16 protein-coding genes are annotated in these 14,623 nt (G+C 60.3%); 14 read left to right on the top strand and 2 right to left on the bottom strand.

Annotated features, from left to right (window positions below):
- Positions 1-8 precede the first annotated feature (8 nt).
- Together araH and AC3WP7_RS06410 are read left to right on the top strand one after the other, a co-directional pair.
- Positions 9-974 (top strand): L-arabinose ABC transporter permease AraH, encoded by a 966-nt coding sequence (gene araH, locus AC3WP7_RS06415; RefSeq protein ID WP_028617559.1) that lies wholly within the window; start codon positions 9-11, stop codon positions 972-974.
- Between the two features lie 183 nt (positions 975-1,157).
- The gene (locus AC3WP7_RS06410; RefSeq protein WP_071491453.1) at positions 1,158-1,961 is read left to right on the top strand and encodes an IclR family transcriptional regulator; all 804 of its coding nucleotides are present in this window, start codon (positions 1,158-1,160) and stop codon (positions 1,959-1,961) included.
- On the opposite strand, the gene AC3WP7_RS06405 is transcribed toward AC3WP7_RS06410, so the two are convergent.
- On the bottom strand, positions 1,962-3,014 hold the full coding sequence (locus AC3WP7_RS06405; protein ID WP_092242587.1) for an NAD(P)-dependent alcohol dehydrogenase: 1,053 nt from the start codon (positions 3,012-3,014) through the stop codon (positions 1,962-1,964).
- A 181-nt stretch (positions 3,015-3,195) separates the two neighbouring features.
- Between AC3WP7_RS06405 and AC3WP7_RS06400 the strand changes: the two genes are divergently transcribed.
- Positions 3,196-4,089 carry an AraC family transcriptional regulator gene (locus AC3WP7_RS06400; RefSeq protein ID WP_071491451.1) on the top strand — a complete coding sequence of 298 codons (894 nt, stop codon included), beginning with the start codon at positions 3,196-3,198 and terminating at the stop codon, positions 4,087-4,089.
- Positions 4,090-4,131: 42 nt separating this feature from the next.
- Here the strand turns inward: AC3WP7_RS06400 and AC3WP7_RS06395 are convergent, their stop codons facing one another.
- A complete protein-coding gene (locus tag AC3WP7_RS06395; protein WP_102592270.1) occupies positions 4,132-5,796 on the bottom strand; it encodes an electron transfer flavoprotein-ubiquinone oxidoreductase in 1,665 nt (554 codons plus the stop codon).
- 506 nt (positions 5,797-6,302) lie between these two features.
- Here AC3WP7_RS06395 and AC3WP7_RS06390 point away from each other — a divergent pair.
- The 11 genes from AC3WP7_RS06390 to AC3WP7_RS06340 all read left to right on the top strand — a co-directional run bounded on the left by AC3WP7_RS06390 (position 6,303) and on the right by AC3WP7_RS06340 (position 14,295).
- Positions 6,303-7,052, top strand: coding sequence for an electron transfer flavoprotein subunit beta/FixA family protein (locus tag AC3WP7_RS06390; RefSeq protein ID WP_071491449.1), 750 nt, complete (start codon positions 6,303-6,305; stop codon positions 7,050-7,052).
- A gap of 2 nt (positions 7,053-7,054) precedes the next feature.
- Positions 7,055-7,984 carry an electron transfer flavoprotein subunit alpha/FixB family protein gene (locus tag AC3WP7_RS06385; protein WP_058427425.1) on the top strand — a complete coding sequence of 310 codons (930 nt, stop codon included), beginning with the start codon at positions 7,055-7,057 and terminating at the stop codon, positions 7,982-7,984.
- Between the two features lie 73 nt (positions 7,985-8,057).
- Positions 8,058-8,873 carry a substrate-binding periplasmic protein gene (locus AC3WP7_RS06380; RefSeq protein ID WP_102592271.1) on the top strand — a complete coding sequence of 272 codons (816 nt, stop codon included), beginning with the start codon at positions 8,058-8,060 and terminating at the stop codon, positions 8,871-8,873.
- A gap of 9 nt (positions 8,874-8,882) precedes the next feature.
- A complete protein-coding gene (locus tag AC3WP7_RS06375; RefSeq protein WP_092242594.1) occupies positions 8,883-9,245 on the top strand; it encodes a DUF4398 domain-containing protein in 363 nt (120 codons plus the stop codon).
- On the top strand, positions 9,242-10,057 hold the full coding sequence (locus AC3WP7_RS06370) for an OmpA family protein (protein ID WP_093514574.1): 816 nt from the start codon (positions 9,242-9,244) through the stop codon (positions 10,055-10,057). Before AC3WP7_RS06375 ends, AC3WP7_RS06370 begins: the two co-directional genes overlap by 4 nt.
- 250 nt (positions 10,058-10,307) lie before the next feature.
- Positions 10,308-11,747: an aminotransferase-like domain-containing protein gene (locus AC3WP7_RS06365; protein ID WP_015885400.1), complete on the top strand. Its 1,440-nt coding sequence runs from the start codon at positions 10,308-10,310 to the stop codon at positions 11,745-11,747.
- A 104-nt stretch (positions 11,748-11,851) separates the two neighbouring features.
- Positions 11,852-12,337 carry a translation initiation factor 2 gene (locus AC3WP7_RS06360; protein ID WP_093529789.1) on the top strand — a complete coding sequence of 162 codons (486 nt, stop codon included), beginning with the start codon at positions 11,852-11,854 and terminating at the stop codon, positions 12,335-12,337.
- Positions 12,338-12,499: 162 nt separating this feature from the next.
- On the top strand, positions 12,500-12,754 hold the full coding sequence (locus tag AC3WP7_RS06355) for a YkgJ family cysteine cluster protein (protein WP_071491547.1): 255 nt from the start codon (positions 12,500-12,502) through the stop codon (positions 12,752-12,754).
- Positions 12,755-12,795: 41 nt separating this feature from the next.
- On the top strand, positions 12,796-13,401 hold the full coding sequence (locus AC3WP7_RS06350) for an START domain-containing protein (protein ID WP_093514575.1): 606 nt from the start codon (positions 12,796-12,798) through the stop codon (positions 13,399-13,401).
- 103 nt (positions 13,402-13,504) lie between these two features.
- Positions 13,505-13,741: a hypothetical protein gene (locus AC3WP7_RS06345; protein ID WP_092242608.1), complete on the top strand. Its 237-nt coding sequence runs from the start codon at positions 13,505-13,507 to the stop codon at positions 13,739-13,741.
- 212 nt (positions 13,742-13,953) lie between these two features.
- Positions 13,954-14,295, top strand: a complete 342-nt coding sequence (locus AC3WP7_RS06340) for a ribonuclease E inhibitor RraB (protein ID WP_058427416.1) — start codon at positions 13,954-13,956, stop codon at positions 14,293-14,295.
- Positions 14,296-14,623: the final 328 nt, after the last annotated feature.

Below are 14,623 nucleotides of genomic sequence, written 5' to 3'. Positions count from 1 at the left end.
GGTGAATGATGTCCGAGGTAAAAACTGCAAAGGGCTTCTGGCCGGGTTTCAACCAGCGCAAATTCCTCGATGACTGGGTGATGCTGCTCGCCGCGTTGAGCATCTTTGTGCTCAGCGCGTTGTTTATCGACAACTTCCTTTCACCGCTGAACATGCGTGGGCTGGGCCTGGCGATTTCCACCGTAGGCATTGCCGCGTGCACCATGTTGTTCTGCCTGGCCTCCGGGCATTTCGACTTGTCGGTGGGCTCGGTGATTGCGTGTGCCGGCGTGGTCGCGGGCATCGTGATCCGCGACACTGACAGCGTGGTGCTCGGTGTGTCGGCAGCGTTGGCCATGGGCCTGGTGGTGGGGCTGATCAACGGCATCGTCATCGCCAAGCTGCGCATTAATGCATTGATCGCGACGTTGGCGACCATGCAGATCGTGCGCGGCCTGGCCTACATCTTCTCCAACGGCAAAGCGGTGGGGGTGATGGATGAGGGCTTCTTCGTGTTCGGCAACGGCCAGCTGATGGGCGTGCCGGTGCCGATCATCATCACCGTGCTGTGCTTTGTGTTCTTCGGCTGGCTGCTCAACTACACCACCTACGGGCGCAACACCATGGCCATCGGTGGTAACCAGGAAGCGGCATTGCTGGCCGGGGTGAACGTCGATCGCACCAAGATCATCATCTTTGCCGTGCACGGCTTGATCGGCGCCCTGGCCGGGGTGATTCTCGCCTCGCGCATGACCTCGGGCCAGCCGATGATTGGGCAAGGGTTCGAGCTGACCGTGATCTCGGCGTGTGTATTGGGCGGGGTGTCGTTGAGTGGCGGCATCGGCATGATCCGCCATGTGATTGCCGGGGTGTTGATTTTGGCGATCATCGAGAATGCGATGAACCTGAAGAACATCGACACCTTCTACCAGTACGTCATCCGTGGTTCGATCCTGTTGCTGGCGGTCATCATCGACCGCATGAAACAGCGTTGATCCCGAGCCCTATGAAGATTCGAATGTGGGAGGGGGCTTGCCCCCGATAGCGGTGGGTCAGTGGATACCTGTTTTTCTGATGTGCCGCCATCGGGGGCAAGCCCCCTCCCACATTTGGATCGCCACTGTATTGAGGGGCGGTATTTGCCATAATGCCCCCGCTTTCACACTAATAGGCCCGATATGCAGGAAAACGCCCACATCCCCGTCAAAGATACCGCCCCCACTGGCACCCAGACCCTGTTGCGCGGCCTGGGCGTGGTGCAGGCCGTGGCGGCGGGTGCGCGGGATCTGAAAGAGATCGCCAAGCGCATCGGCACCACTCGCAGCACCACTCACCGCCTGGCCAGTTGCCTGGTGGAGGAGCGTTACCTGCGCGTGGTGCCGCAAGTGGGTTACCTGTTGGGGCCGAAGTTGATCGAACTGGGGTTCCAGGCGCGCGAAGAGCTGCCACTGGTGACCCTGGCCATTCCGTATCTGGATGAGCTGTCGGCGCTGACCGGTGACACCATCCACCTGGCCATCCGTGAATACGACGATGTGCTCTACCTGCACAAGAACCCCGGCCGCAATGGCCCGGAAATGCGCTCGCGGGTCGGCCACCGCATGCCGCTGGCGCGGACCGGGATCGGCAAGGCATTGCTGCTGGATGACACGGTGGAGGAGTGGCAGCGCCTGTACGACGTCAGCCTGCCGGCGGGTGGGAAAAGCCTGCAATGGCCGCAGCACCCGGAACAATCCTGGGCGCAGTTCGAGCAGCGCATGCGTGAATACGTGGTGGGTGGGTATGCGTTCGACCTGGAAGACAACGAACCGTCGATCCGCTGCGTAGCGGCACCGGTGCGCGATGCCAGCCGGCGCATCGTCGCCGGCATCAGCATCGCCAGTACCGTGCCCTACATGCCGCTGGAGAAAATGGCCGAGCTGATCCCCGTGGTCAAACAGGTCGCAGCCCGGCTGTCGGCGGAGTTGGGCGCTAAGGCCTGATCAGGCCTTCAAGGTCGCCATGTCGATGACAAAACGGTACTTCACATCGCCGGCGATCATGCGGCTGTAGGCTTCGTTGATATGTCGGATGTCGAGCATTTCGATGTCGCAGGTGATGTTGTGCTCGGCGCAGAAATCCAGGACTTCCTGGGTTTCGGCAATGCCACCGATCAAGGAACCGGCCAGCACTTTACGGCCCAGCACCAGCTTGGCGGCGTTGACGGGCGGGTCGACCGGTTCGATCAGGCCCACCAGGATATGCACGCCGTCAAAGCGCAGCACGTCGAGGTAAGGGTTCAGGTCGTGCTGCACCGGGATGGTGTCCAGCAGGAAGTCGAAACTGCCGGCGGCGGCGTTCATCTGCTCGGTATCGGTGGACACGATCACATGGTCGGCCCCCTGGCGACGACCTTCCTCAGCCTTGCTCGCCGAGCGGGTGAACAATGTCACTTCCGCACCCATCGCCTTGGCGAACTTGATGCCCATATGGCCCAGGCCACCCATGCCCAGCACGCCGACCTTATCGCCGGCCTTTACGCCGTAGTGCTTGAGCGGCGAGTAAGTGGTGATGCCGGCGCACAGGATCGGTGCCGCGCTGGCCAGGTCGAGCTTGGCCGGGATCTTCACCACGAAGTGTTCGCTGACCACGATGCTGTCCGAGTAACCGCCCATGGTGTTGCTGCCGTCTACGCGGTCCGGGGTGGCGTAGGTCATGGTCGGGCCTTCGAGGCAGTATTGCTCAAGGTCCGATTTGCAGGCGTCGCAGTGACGGCACGAGTCGACCATGCAGCCGACGCCGACCAGGTCGCCGACTTGGTGCGCGGTGACATTGGCACCAACGGCAGTGACCTTGCCGACAATCTCGTGGCCCGGCATCAGCGGGTATACGGCGATGCCCCATTCGTTGCGAGCCTGGTGGATGTCGGAGTGGCAGACGCCGCAGTAGAGGATCTCGATGGCCACGTCATCGGCGCGCGGGCTGCGGCGCTGGAAGGACATGGGGGCGAGGGGAGTGGTGGCCGACTGGGCGGCATAACCGATGGCGGTGTACATGGGGAAACCTCGCAAAAGCCTGGACTGTAGAGGTGGCGCATTCTGCGCGCCGACCCTGGGAGCGAACATGGCAAATGCTCCGAGTCTCATGCCTATTCGTCCGGGAGTGCCCCTGGTTTGGATCCATTGGCCGCCAGACCTGCGATGATGTTCTCATCCCTTATTCGCGAAGTTTTTTGCCATGTTGTTGACCCGCCATCTCGATGCCAACGCCACCTTGGTTGCCTTGATTGAGGGGCTTACGCCCTGCGACGGTTTCTCCCCGACCCACCTGCCCGGTGTGCAAGTGCTGCGCGCCAGTTGTGACGTGGCACGCGGGCCGCAGATCTATGAGCCAAGCCTGATGTTCGTGGCCCAAGGCAGCAAAGTCGCCTACCTGGGGCCGCGCACGCTGGAGTATGGCGCCGGGCATTACCTGATCCAGGCCATGCCGGTGCCGTTCGAGTGCGAGACGTTTGCCATGGGCTCCGATGCGCCGTTGTATGGCGTCACGGTGGGCATTGACCGCGTGGTCTTGGGCGAATTGGTGATGGCCATGGGCATTCAGGCCGGGCCGCCGCCCACGGCGCAGACGCTGGAGTCGATGAGTTCGGTGATGCTCGATGATGCGATGCGCGGTGCCGTCGAACGGCTATTGGAGTGTCTGCACGATCCGCTGGAAAGCCGGATCATGGGGCCGGCGCGGGTCCGGGAAGTGTTGTTCACCGCTTTACGAGGTCCGCAAGCGGATGTATTGCGGGCGCTGGTGGAACAGCAGGGGCAGTTTTCGCGCATCGCCACGTCGTTGAATCACCTGCATGCCCATTACGCCGAGCCGCTGAATATCGAGACGCTGGCGGGGTATGCGCACATGAGTGCGTCGACCTTTCATGAGCACTTCAAGCGCTGCACGTTGTTGTCGCCGGTGCAGTACCTGAAGCGTTTGCGTCTGCTCAAGGCCCAACAGTTGCTGCTGGTGGACGGCATGGGCGTGGCGCAGGCGGCGCATAGCGTGGGGTATCAGAGTACGTCGCAGTTCAGTCGGGAATATAAACGCTATTTCCTGCGTAATCCCGGCGAAGAGCGCGCAGCATAAAAAAGGCTCCCATTTGGGAGCCTTTTTGTTCGAGCCGCGAGCTTACATATTCGGGTAAGTCGGCCCACCCGCGCCTTCCGGCGTAACCCAGGTGATGTTCTGCGAAGGGTCCTTGATGTCACAGGTCTTGCAGTGCACGCAGTTCTGGGCGTTGATCTGGAAGCGCTTCTCGCCGTCTTCCTGGGTGATCACTTCATACACGCCGGCCGGGCAGTAGCGCTGCGCCGGTTCATCGTAGAGCGGCAGGTTGGTGCCGATCGGGATGCTCGCGTCTTTCAACTTCAAGTGGCACGGCTGTTCTTCTTCATGGTTGGTACCGGAGATGAACACCGAGCTCAGCTTGTCGAAGCTCAGCTTGCCGTCGGGTTTCGGGTAGTCGATCTTCTTGCTGTCCTTGGCCAGCTTGAGGCAGGCGTAGTCCGGCTTGGTGTCGTGCAGGGTGAACGGCATCTTGCCGCCCAGGATGTTCTGGTCGAACCAGTTGAAACCGGCACCGATGATCGGGCCTAACTTGTGCATCGCCGGGCCGAAGTTGCGGCTGGCGAACAGTTCTTCGTAGAGCCAGCTGGACTTGAAGCTGTCGACGTAAGCGGTCAGTTCATCACCGCCTTCGGATTCGGCAAACAGGCGGTCGGCCACGGCGTCGGCGGCAAGCATGCCGGACTTCATCGCGGTGTGGCTGCCCTTGATCTTGGCGAAGTTCAGAGTGCCGAGGTCGCAACCGATCAGCGCGCCGCCCTTGAAGACCATCTTCGGCAGCGAGTTCAGGCCGCCTTTGCAGATGGCACGGGCGCCGTAGCTGATGCGCTTGCCGCCTTCGAGGTACTGGGCCAGCACCGGATGGTGCTTGAGGCGCTGGAACTCATCGAACGGCGACAGGAAGGTGTTGCTGTAGGACAGGTCGACGATCAGGCCGACCACCACCTGGTTGTTTTCCAGGTGATAGAGGAACGAGCCGCCGGTGTTCTCGGCGCTCATGATGTCCAGCGGCCAGCCGGCGGTGTGCACCACCAGGCCAGGCTGGTGCCTGGCCGGGTCGATTTCCCAGATTTCCTTGAGGCCGATGCCGTAGTGCTGGGCGTCGGCGTCGCTGTCCAGGTTGAAGCGCTGGATCAGTTGCTTGCCGATGTGGCCACGGCAACCTTCGGCGAACAGCGTGTACTTGCCACGCAGCTCCATGCCTGGGGTGTAGACGCCTTCCTTTGGGTTGCCCTCGCGGTCGACGCCGAGGTCACCGGTGATGATGCCGCGCACCACGCCGTTTTCGTCGAACAGCGCTTCCTGGGCGGCGAAGCCTGGGTAGACTTCCACGCCCAGGTTCTCGGCCTGCTGGGCCAGCCAGCGGCACAGGTTGCCCAGGGAAATGATGTAGTTGCCTTCGTTGTGCATGGTCTTGGGCACAAAGAAGTCAGGGACCTTGGTGGAGGCTTCGGGGCTGCGCAGTACATAGATGTCATCGCGCACCACCGGAGTGTTGAGCGGCGCACCGAGTGCTTTCCAGTCCGGGAACAGTTCGTTCAGGGCGCGGGGTTCGAACACGGCACCGGAGAGGATATGCGCGCCGACTTCGGAGCCTTTCTCGACCACGCAGACGCTGATTTCCTTGCCGGCTTCGGCGGCCTTCTGCTTCAGTCGGCAGGCGGCAGACAGTCCCGCCGGGCCAGCGCCGACGATGACCACGTCGAATTCCATGTATTCGCGTTCCACAGGCTATCTCCTACTCAAGGCTCAACAGGCTTTTTTTTCTAATGGGTGGAGGTTCGGTGTTGTCTTGCGGCAACGGCAAGACCCACCTTTCTCTCTAGGTGGCGCATTATATCTACACCACTGGCAGCGTCCAATACAAACGTTTGTTTGAATTGCCCGCAGGCTAGATAAATCACAGTGGTGCGGCTTATGACTGGCTATTTTGCCGTATTGACCAGAATAGGCGTTCCGGTCAATATACGGTCGGTTTTGCGCTTACCGTAGGCAGACAGCAGGTTTCAAGAGCACGTCCAAAAGCAAGACAGGTGACGCGTGCCCAACCATTGGCGCGCAGTTTACACGCTGCGATAAAGAATGACCTCTCAGTCACCCCTGACGAACGGTCATCATTTCCCGTGAGCAAGGTCGCCGCCTGCGTTTTTGGAGGTGCCCTTGTGTGCCGATGAGCATCAACCGCCAGGTTCGCCTAGGCGACTTTCTTTTCACCGGAGAGTAACGAGGAATCCATGAAGGTTCTTGTAGCTGTCAAACGCGTTGTCGATTACAACGTGAAAGTTCGCGTCAAGGCGGACAATTCCGGCGTCGACCTCGCTAACGTCAAGATGTCGATGAACCCGTTCTGCGAAATCGCCGTGGAAGAAGCCGTACGCCTGAAAGAGAAAGGCGTGGCGACTGAAATCGTCGTGGTTTCCATCGGTCCTGCCACTGCTCAAGAGCAGCTGCGTACCGCCCTGGCACTGGGCGCCGACCGAGCCATCCTGGTCGAGTCCGCTGAAGAGCTGACCTCCCTCGCCGTGGCCAAGCTGCTCAAAGCCGTTGTCGACAAGGAACAACCTCAGCTGGTTATCCTCGGCAAACAGGCCATCGACAGCGACAACAACCAGACTGGCCAGATGCTGGCTGCGCTGACCGGTTACGGCCAGGGCACCTTCGCCTCCAAAGTCGAAGTAAGCGGCGACAGCGTGGCTGTCACCCGTGAAATCGACGGCGGCGCGCAGACCGTTTCTTTGAAACTGCCGGCCATCGTCACCACCGACCTGCGTTTGAACGAGCCGCGCTACGCGTCCCTGCCAAACATCATGAAAGCCAAGAAGAAGCCGCTTGAGTCGCTGACTCCGGAAGCTTTGGGCGTTTCCACCGCCTCCACCAACAAGACCGTCAAAGTTGAAGCACCGGCTGCACGCAGCGCGGGCATCAAGGTCAAGTCGGTGGCTGAACTGGTCGAGAAACTGAAAAACGAAGCGAAGGTAATCTAACCATGACTATCTTGGTAATCGCAGAACACGACAACAAAGTGCTGGCCCCGGCCACCCTGAACACCGTGGCTGCCGCTGCGAAAATCGGTGGTGATATCCACGTATTGGTTGCAGGCCAGGGCGCTGGCGCGGTGGCTGAAGCCGCTGCGAAAGTCGCTGGCGTGAGCAAAGTACTGGTCGCCGACAACGCGGCCTACGCTCACCAACTGCCGGAAAACGTTGCGCCCCTGGTTGCAGAGCTTGGCGCTGGCTACAGCCACATCCTGGCTGCCGCCACCTCCAACGGCAAAAACATCCTGCCACGCGTTGCCGCGCAGCTGGACGTTGACCAGATCTCCGAGATCATCTCGGTCGAAAGCGCCGACACCTTCAAGCGCCCGATCTATGCCGGTAACGCTATCGCTACCGTACAGTCCAACGCTTCGGTCAAAGTCATCACCGTGCGTGCCACCGGTTTCGACCCGGTTGCCGCTGAAGGTGGTTCGGCTGCCGTTGAAGCCGTCGCCGCTGCCCACGACGCTGGCACCTCCAGCTTTGTAGGCGAAGAGCTGGCCAAGTCGGACCGTCCTGAGCTGACCGCTGCCAAGATCGTCGTTTCGGGCGGCCGTGGCATGCAGAACGGTGACAACTTCAAGCACCTGTACGCCCTGGCCGACAAGCTGGGCGCTGCGGTCGGCGCTTCCCGCGCGGCCGTCGACGCAGGTTTCGTACCCAACGACATGCAGGTCGGCCAGACCGGCAAGATCGTTGCGCCACAGCTGTACATCGCCGTCGGTATCTCTGGCGCGATCCAGCACTTGGCCGGTATGAAGGACTCCAAAGTGATCGTTGCGATCAACAAGGACGAAGAAGCACCGATCTTCCAGGTGGCTGATTACGGCCTGGTGGCGGACTTGTTCGAAGCCGTCCCTGAGTTGGAGAAGCTGGTCTAATCCAGTCGCTTCACTTATAAAGAGCCCGGTCCTAGTGACCGGGCTTTTTTTTGACTTGCTGGAGACACACGCCATGGAATTGCGCCCCTGGGCTGTACTGCTGGGCCTCACACTGCTGCCGAGCCTGGCGCTGGCCGCCGGCAAATGCGACCGCCTGGTGATCACCGGCAGCCCGGACGCGCCGCCCCTGCTCTGGCGTGACCCGCAAGACCCCACGCACCTGATCGGCGCCACCGCCGACGTGCTGCAACAGGTGGGCAAGGACCTCGGGTTGAAAATCGACCTGCTCTATGGCGGCAAACGCCCGCTGGCCCTGGATGAGGTGCGCAGCGGGCGCATGGATATCCTCGCCGATGCGCCGCTGAACCTGGGCGAGCTGGAAACCCTCGACTACATCCACCCGGCCCTGGTGCAGCTCGACTACCTGGTGTGGACGCGCAAGGATTCGGCGCTGGTCTACACCACGGCGGCCGACCTGCACGGGCACAAAGGCGCGGTGTCGGAACGTGCGCGCTTGAGTGCCGCCTTCGAGACCTTCGCCGGCCAGCAATTGAGCCTGCAACGCCTGCCGTCCCTGACGCCGTCGTTCCAGAAGCTGCTGCTGGGAGAGGTCGACTATGTCCTCGCGGGACGCTATTCCGGCATGGCGATGGCGCAGACCCTGGGCATGAGCAACGACCTGATCGCCCGTGACGTGCCCGTCGATCAGCCGGGCCTGTACCTGGCGATTTCCCACAACTCGGCCTGCAACGATCCGTGGTTGCGCGGACAGCTCGCCAAAAAGATGACAGAATTGCCCGGGTCTGGTGTGACGGAAGCCGCGTTGCAGCGCAATCTGGAACGTTGGAAAGCGCAATTGCAACAACCCGTCGGCACCCCAACAAAGTAGGGATTTTCAGTGACTCTTCGACCTCTTTTCGCGGCCCTCGCCGTTGTCGCTCTGGCGGGATGTGCAGCTGATCCTGCGCCGAATGAACAAATTCGCCTCACCCAGCAAGCCCTGGAGCAAGCCAGCGCCGTTGGCGCCAACCCTGATGAATCGCCCGAACTGAAACTGGCCGAAGAGAAATTCGCCCGGGCCAAGTCGAGCATGGCTGACCAGTCCTACAAAAATGCACGCATGCGCTTTGAGCAAGCCGAGTTGGACGCGCGGCTGGCAGAAGCCAAAGTGTTGACCCGCAAGAGCCAGGAGCAGTTGAACGTGCTCAACACCCGCATCACGCGCCTGCGCAAGCAACTGCAGTTGGGGGACGCCCAATGAGCCCGATGATCCGTGGTTTGAGCTGTGCGCTGCTGTTGGGCACTGCTGTATTGGGCGGTTGTGCCAGCCATCCCGACAGCGAACAGGCCCTGCAACAGGCCGGGAATGATTTCCAGAAGGTCAAGGAAGACGCCAATGTGTTGCGCTTTGCGCCCAAGGACGTGATCCGCGCCGGTGAGTCCCTGGCCCGTGCCGACCGCATGTCCAGCTACTGGGGCAGCGGTGCCGACGTGGTGCATTACGCCTATTTGAGCCAGCGCTATAGCGCCATTGCCCGCGAACACACCGAACAGGCGCTCAACCAGGAGCGCGGCGCCAAGCTCGAACTGGAGCGCCAGCGCCTGCAACTGGCCTTGCGCGAAAGCAAGCTGAGCAGCGTGCAGCAGCAGGGCAAATGGCTTGAAGAACAGATCGCTAGCCTGACCACCACCCAGACCGATCGTGGCCTGGTGATGACCCTGGGCGATGTGCTGTTCGACACCGGTGACGCCGAGCTGAAGAACTCGGCCAACCGTACAGTGCTCAAGATCGTGCAGTTCTTGCAACTGAACCCCAAGCGTGTGGTGCGTATCGAGGGCTACGCCGATAACACCGGCGGCGAGCAGGAAAACCTCAAACTGTCCCGCGACCGCGCGCAGTCGGTGGCTGATGTGCTGGTCGACCTGGGCATCGACGAAAAACGCATCCAGGTGGAAGGGTATGGCGACCAGTACCCGGTGGAGGCCAATGCCTCCGAGCGGGGCAGGGCACAGAACCGTCGCGTTGAAATCGTCTTCTCTGACGAAAAAGGCCAACTGGGCGCTGCCCGGTAGTAGCCTGGAGCAGCTCTGAATGTGGGAGGGGGCTTGCCCCCGATAGCGGTGCATCAGTCAGCAAATCTGTCGCTGACCCAACGTCATCGGGGGCAAGCCCCCTCCCACATTTTTTGGTGTGCACCCTCACAGTTTTTACTGTCACTCCAACGCGCGCTCGACTATTGTGGCAACTGTCCCCGTACACTTCTAAACTGTGCCGGTATGTTTCACACAAAAATAAAATACCCGTGAAATCGAGTGCTGCGTCATGACCAATCTGTTGCTTTACCAACGTATCGCCCAGCAACTGGCTGAAGATATCCGGCGCGGTGTCTATCAACCGGGCGAGCGCGTGCCTTCGGTGCGCAAGATGAGTTCGCAGTTGAACGTCAGCCACGCGACGGTGTTGCAGGCCTATGCCAACCTGGAAGACCAGGGGCTGATCCGGGCGCGGCCACAGTCCGGTTATTACGTGCACCAGACGCCAGCACTCACGGCGCCGACGCCGGATATTGCACGGGTCGAGCGCCCTGGGTTGGTCACCCGCAGCAGCATCATTCAACAGGTATTGGGCGAGTCGCGTCGCGAGGGAGTGTTTCCGTTGGGCGCCGCGGTGCCGAGCGTGGACTACCTGCCTGTACGCGCGCTGCACCAGCAACTGGCCAAGGTCACGCGCTTCCAGAGCCCACGGGCGTTCAGCTACATGTTCAGCCCCGGTTTCGAACCGCTGCGCCGCCAAGTGGCGATCCGCATGCGCGATGCGGGCGTGGTGGTGGACCCGTCCGAAGTGGTGATCACCCACGGTTGTGTCGACGCGTTGCAGATGTCCCTGCGGGTGCTGACGCGGCCGGGCGACCTGATAGCCGCTGAATCGCCGACCTATTACGGGTTGCTGCAACTGGCCGATCTGTTGGGCCTCAAGGTCATCGAGATTCCCAGCGACCCGTCCACCGGCATGAGCCTGGAGGCCCTGCAGCTGGCGGCCAACCAATGGTCGATCAAGGCCCTGGTGCTGACCACGCGCCTGAGCAACCCGCTGGGCGGCACGATGCCCGAGGAACGGCAGAAACAGTTACTGCGCCTGGCCTCGGACTTCGACATCCAGATTGTCGAGGACGATATCTACGGCGAGCTGATGTTCGAACTGGGCCGCACCAAGGCGCTGAAAGCCTATGACCGCCTGGATCGGGTCATCTATTGTTCGAGCTTTTCCAAGACGCTGTCCCCCGGTGTGCGCATTGGCTGGATGATCGCCGGCAAGTACCAGCAGGAGATCCAGCGCCTGCAGATGTTCAGCACCCACTCCGCGTGCAGTGTCACACAGATGGGCGTTGCGGCTTACCTGGAAAATGGCGGCTACGACCGGCATCTGCGTTACATCCGCCAGGAGTACCGCAAGAACCTCAGCGCCTTTCAACTGGCCGTGCAGCAGTATTTCCCGGAAGGCACTCAGATGACCCGTCCGACGGGCGGCTTCATCCTGTGGGTCAGTTTGCCTGGAAGGGTCAATACCCAGGAACTGCACGTGCGCGCACTGCAACAGGGCATCAGTATTGCGCCGGGGCTGATCTTCAGTAACACGGAGCAGTTCAATCACTGTATTCGCCTCAACTGCGGCACCCCGTGGAACCGCGAGGCAGAGCGGGCGCTGATGACGTTGGGGATGCTGGCCAGCCAGTTATGCCAGGAAACGGCAGCAGGACTGTGACGCTCGGAAAGGGGACAAATCCTATAGCGCGCTGATCACCGTGCTTGTCATGCCGCGCACAACAAGCGAGCATATGGCCCTCTGCCGTTAATGCTGTAGGCGATATGACCTGTATTTTTCGCGCTGTTCTGGTAATTGGCCTGTTAAGCCTGTGCAACGTCGGCACAGCGCTGGCGGCAGCCCCTGTGAGCGAAACCAAGCCCGCCGCCAGTAACGAGCAGAAGACCCCCGCGAAAAAACCGGCTCCCGAAAAAAAAGCGCCAGCGGTGAAGAAACCCACCGCCGCCGCCAAAAAACGTGCAGCCAGCAAGTCCAAGGCATCTCGCGAAGTGACGCAGACACAATTGCCACCGGCACAGTTGGACCTGTCCTTGCCGTCGGATATGGTCAGGCACTTGCAGCCTATCGGCACCATGCCCAAACCCAAAAGTGTGCCCTTGCTGCCGCCAATGTTCGGTGAGAAGCCCGCCGACAACAGCGCCTTCCAGATCAACGGCCGCCTGCTCAGCAACGAAATGCAGCTGCAACTGCGCAACGAAGAACGACGCGAAGTGGAAGGCGCCGCGCTGGAGTTCGAGTTCAAGCAGTAAACTTTTCCCGCAAACGTGACGCGTGCCCTCGACCATCTGTCGCAGACTGGTCAGTCACTTTTGTTTTCTGCGAAAAACCCCTGTTAACCCATTTTAAAACGGCTGTTTTAGGGCGTACTCTAGCCCCGCCATCCACATTGAGTCGTCGAGGACCTGCTGGTCATGAATTGCCGTGAAGGCTGTGGCGCTTGCTGCATCGCCCCCTCCATCAGTTCGCCATTACCGGGCATGCCACAAGGCAAGCCCGCCGGCGAACGCTGTTTGCACCTGTCGGTCGAACAACTATGCCTGCTGTTCGGCCAGCCGGAGCGACCGGCGGTGTGCAGTGATTTCAAGGCAGATCTCGAGGTCTGCGGCACCGATCAGGCCGATGCGATCCGCTTGATCGGCTGGTGGGAGCAGATGACGGCGGCTTGATGGGCTTTACTATCGGAACTTCAACAATAAGGAATACAACAATGGGTTCGCTGAAACGAATGGCTGTGTTGTGCGGTTTTACAGTGTTGTTTGCTGCCACTGCCCAGGCTGAGGATTGGCAAGTCGCCAAGGACGAAGACGGTATCAAGGTGTCCCTGAGCGAAATTGCCGGCTCCAAGTACAAAGCGTATCGCGGGGTCACCACGATCAAGGCGCCGGTGGCCAAGATTGTCGCGCTGCAGGAAGACGTTGCCGGTGCGTGCGCCTGGATCCACGAATGCAAGTCCCAGAAACTGGTCGACAAGAAGGGCGACGAGAGCTGGACCTACACCCAATTCAAAGCGCCGTTCCCTGTGACGGATCGTGACTCCTACCTGCATATCACCACGACCAAGGCCGCCGATGGCACGTTGACTCGTAAACTTGAAGGTGTCCCCACCTACAAGCCTGAAGAAAAAGGCTACGTGCGCGTCGCCCAGGTCGACGGCTTCTGGAAACTGGTGCCCAAAGGCGACAACCAGACCGAAGTCACCTACCAGGTGCACACCGAGCCAGGCGGCAGCGTGCCCTCGTGGTTGGCCAACAAGTTTGTGGTGGACGCCCCGTTCAACACCTTGAAAGCCTTGAAACAACACGCAGAAAAATAACTGCAGTTGATCCGGTGCCTCCGGCCTTGAGTGGAACGTTTGTCCAGCGCTCAAGGTCCAGATACGTGTAAGCCCACACATGGGTTTTATCGAGGAGGCACCGATGCAAACGTGGCAAATTACCTTCGTTGATGATCACGGCGTGCAGTCCGTGGAGCAGTTCACCTGCGAACACAAGCCCAGCCTCGAAGACGCTGCGCACATGATTCGCAACAAGCTGGTGCCCGTCGCCGCCAAACTGAACCTCAATGACCTGGAGGGCCGCAAGCCCGAGCCGACGGTCAAGATTCTCAAAGACCAGAACAGTATCCAGATCCTCGACATCTCTCCCGCCGCCTGAACATTCCCTGTAAGCCATCCAAGCGCCTCTGGTGGAGGTGATAGCTTCGCGCTACTCTGCAAACGAGATCAGCGAATGAATCGCTAGTTCTGGTCTTGTCAGCTACATGCTTGTTTTCCAGCGGTGATGTTGTTGCCGTAGTCCCCACGCCATTGCGGCGTGGGCTTCGGGAAGCACGGAAAGTCTATCCATCAATTCGAGGAGCACTTTTCATGAGCACAGCCTATCAAGAAGACATCAGCACCAACGTTCTGCGCCGCATGAAAGAAGGCGGCTTCGACTTTTCGCGTTTTCACCCCATCGAGTTCTACGCCATTTTCCCGGATGAGGAACGGGCGCGCAGGGCTGCGGGTGAGTTTCGCGGGGAATCCCTGAATGCCCAGGTGAGTGCGCGCGACGATGGCGCCTGGTACCTGGAACTGAGCAAAGTCATGTTTGCGACCTACGACGGCATAGGAGACTTCGAGCAAGACTTCGGGGCGGTGGTCGAGCCGCTGGGTGGGATCATCGAAGGATGGGGCGTGAAGCAGGAGGTGCGTGGGTTACCCATGTAGCGGCTTAAAGTATGAGAAACGCAGCGTATCGGCTGACCTTTGGGTCGGCCGATTTTGTTTGTGAGGTGGGAAAATTACTCGGAACTTGCGCGCTATTTTTACGCACCAAAAAAAAGGCCACCCATGAGGGTGGCTTAAAGGGAAGAGCGGAGCGCTGAAGGCAGTTCAGCAGATGGGGCCGATTATCCGCAGCCTGCGCCGGGCAGTGAAATCAACTCTGACTATGCTGTTGATAGTCAAAGCCCGCATTGCGATGAAGCGTCGGGCAGTGCACCGGGCATTCTGCGCACCAGGACGGTGCGAGCAGATTGCGTGGTTAATTCAACTC

It is taken from the genome of Pseudomonas sp. FW305-3-2-15-C-LB1 (assembly GCF_058787615.1).
Note: the sequence above shows the minus strand (reverse complement) of the source record. Positions and strands in the feature narration are given on the sequence as shown.

Excerpts from the sequence above, each read along its gene's own strand:
- AC3WP7_RS06405 (WP_092242587.1), bottom strand. The coding sequence starts at position 3,014 with ATGTACACCGCCATCGGTTATGCCGCCCAGTCGGCCACCACTCCCCTC.
- AC3WP7_RS06345 (WP_092242608.1), top strand. The coding sequence starts at position 13,505 with ATGCAAACGTGGCAAATTACCTTCGTTGATGATCACGGCGTGCAGTCC.
- AC3WP7_RS06385 (WP_058427425.1), top strand. The coding sequence starts at position 7,055 with ATGACTATCTTGGTAATCGCAGAACACGACAACAAAGTGCTGGCCCCG.
- AC3WP7_RS06390 (WP_071491449.1), top strand. The coding sequence starts at position 6,303 with ATGAAGGTTCTTGTAGCTGTCAAACGCGTTGTCGATTACAACGTGAAA.
- AC3WP7_RS06380 (WP_102592271.1), top strand. The coding sequence starts at position 8,058 with ATGGAATTGCGCCCCTGGGCTGTACTGCTGGGCCTCACACTGCTGCCG.
- AC3WP7_RS06340 (WP_058427416.1), top strand. The coding sequence starts at position 13,954 with ATGAGCACAGCCTATCAAGAAGACATCAGCACCAACGTTCTGCGCCGC.
- AC3WP7_RS06410 (WP_071491453.1), top strand. The coding sequence starts at position 1,158 with ATGCAGGAAAACGCCCACATCCCCGTCAAAGATACCGCCCCCACTGGC.
- AC3WP7_RS06355 (WP_071491547.1), top strand. The coding sequence starts at position 12,500 with ATGAATTGCCGTGAAGGCTGTGGCGCTTGCTGCATCGCCCCCTCCATC.
- AC3WP7_RS06360 (WP_093529789.1), top strand. The coding sequence starts at position 11,852 with ATGACCTGTATTTTTCGCGCTGTTCTGGTAATTGGCCTGTTAAGCCTG.
- AC3WP7_RS06400 (WP_071491451.1), top strand. The coding sequence starts at position 3,196 with ATGTTGTTGACCCGCCATCTCGATGCCAACGCCACCTTGGTTGCCTTG.
- araH (WP_028617559.1), top strand. The coding sequence starts at position 9 with ATGTCCGAGGTAAAAACTGCAAAGGGCTTCTGGCCGGGTTTCAACCAG.
- AC3WP7_RS06365 (WP_015885400.1), top strand. The coding sequence starts at position 10,308 with ATGACCAATCTGTTGCTTTACCAACGTATCGCCCAGCAACTGGCTGAA.
- AC3WP7_RS06370 (WP_093514574.1), top strand. The coding sequence starts at position 9,242 with ATGAGCCCGATGATCCGTGGTTTGAGCTGTGCGCTGCTGTTGGGCACT.
- AC3WP7_RS06350 (WP_093514575.1), top strand. The coding sequence starts at position 12,796 with ATGGGTTCGCTGAAACGAATGGCTGTGTTGTGCGGTTTTACAGTGTTG.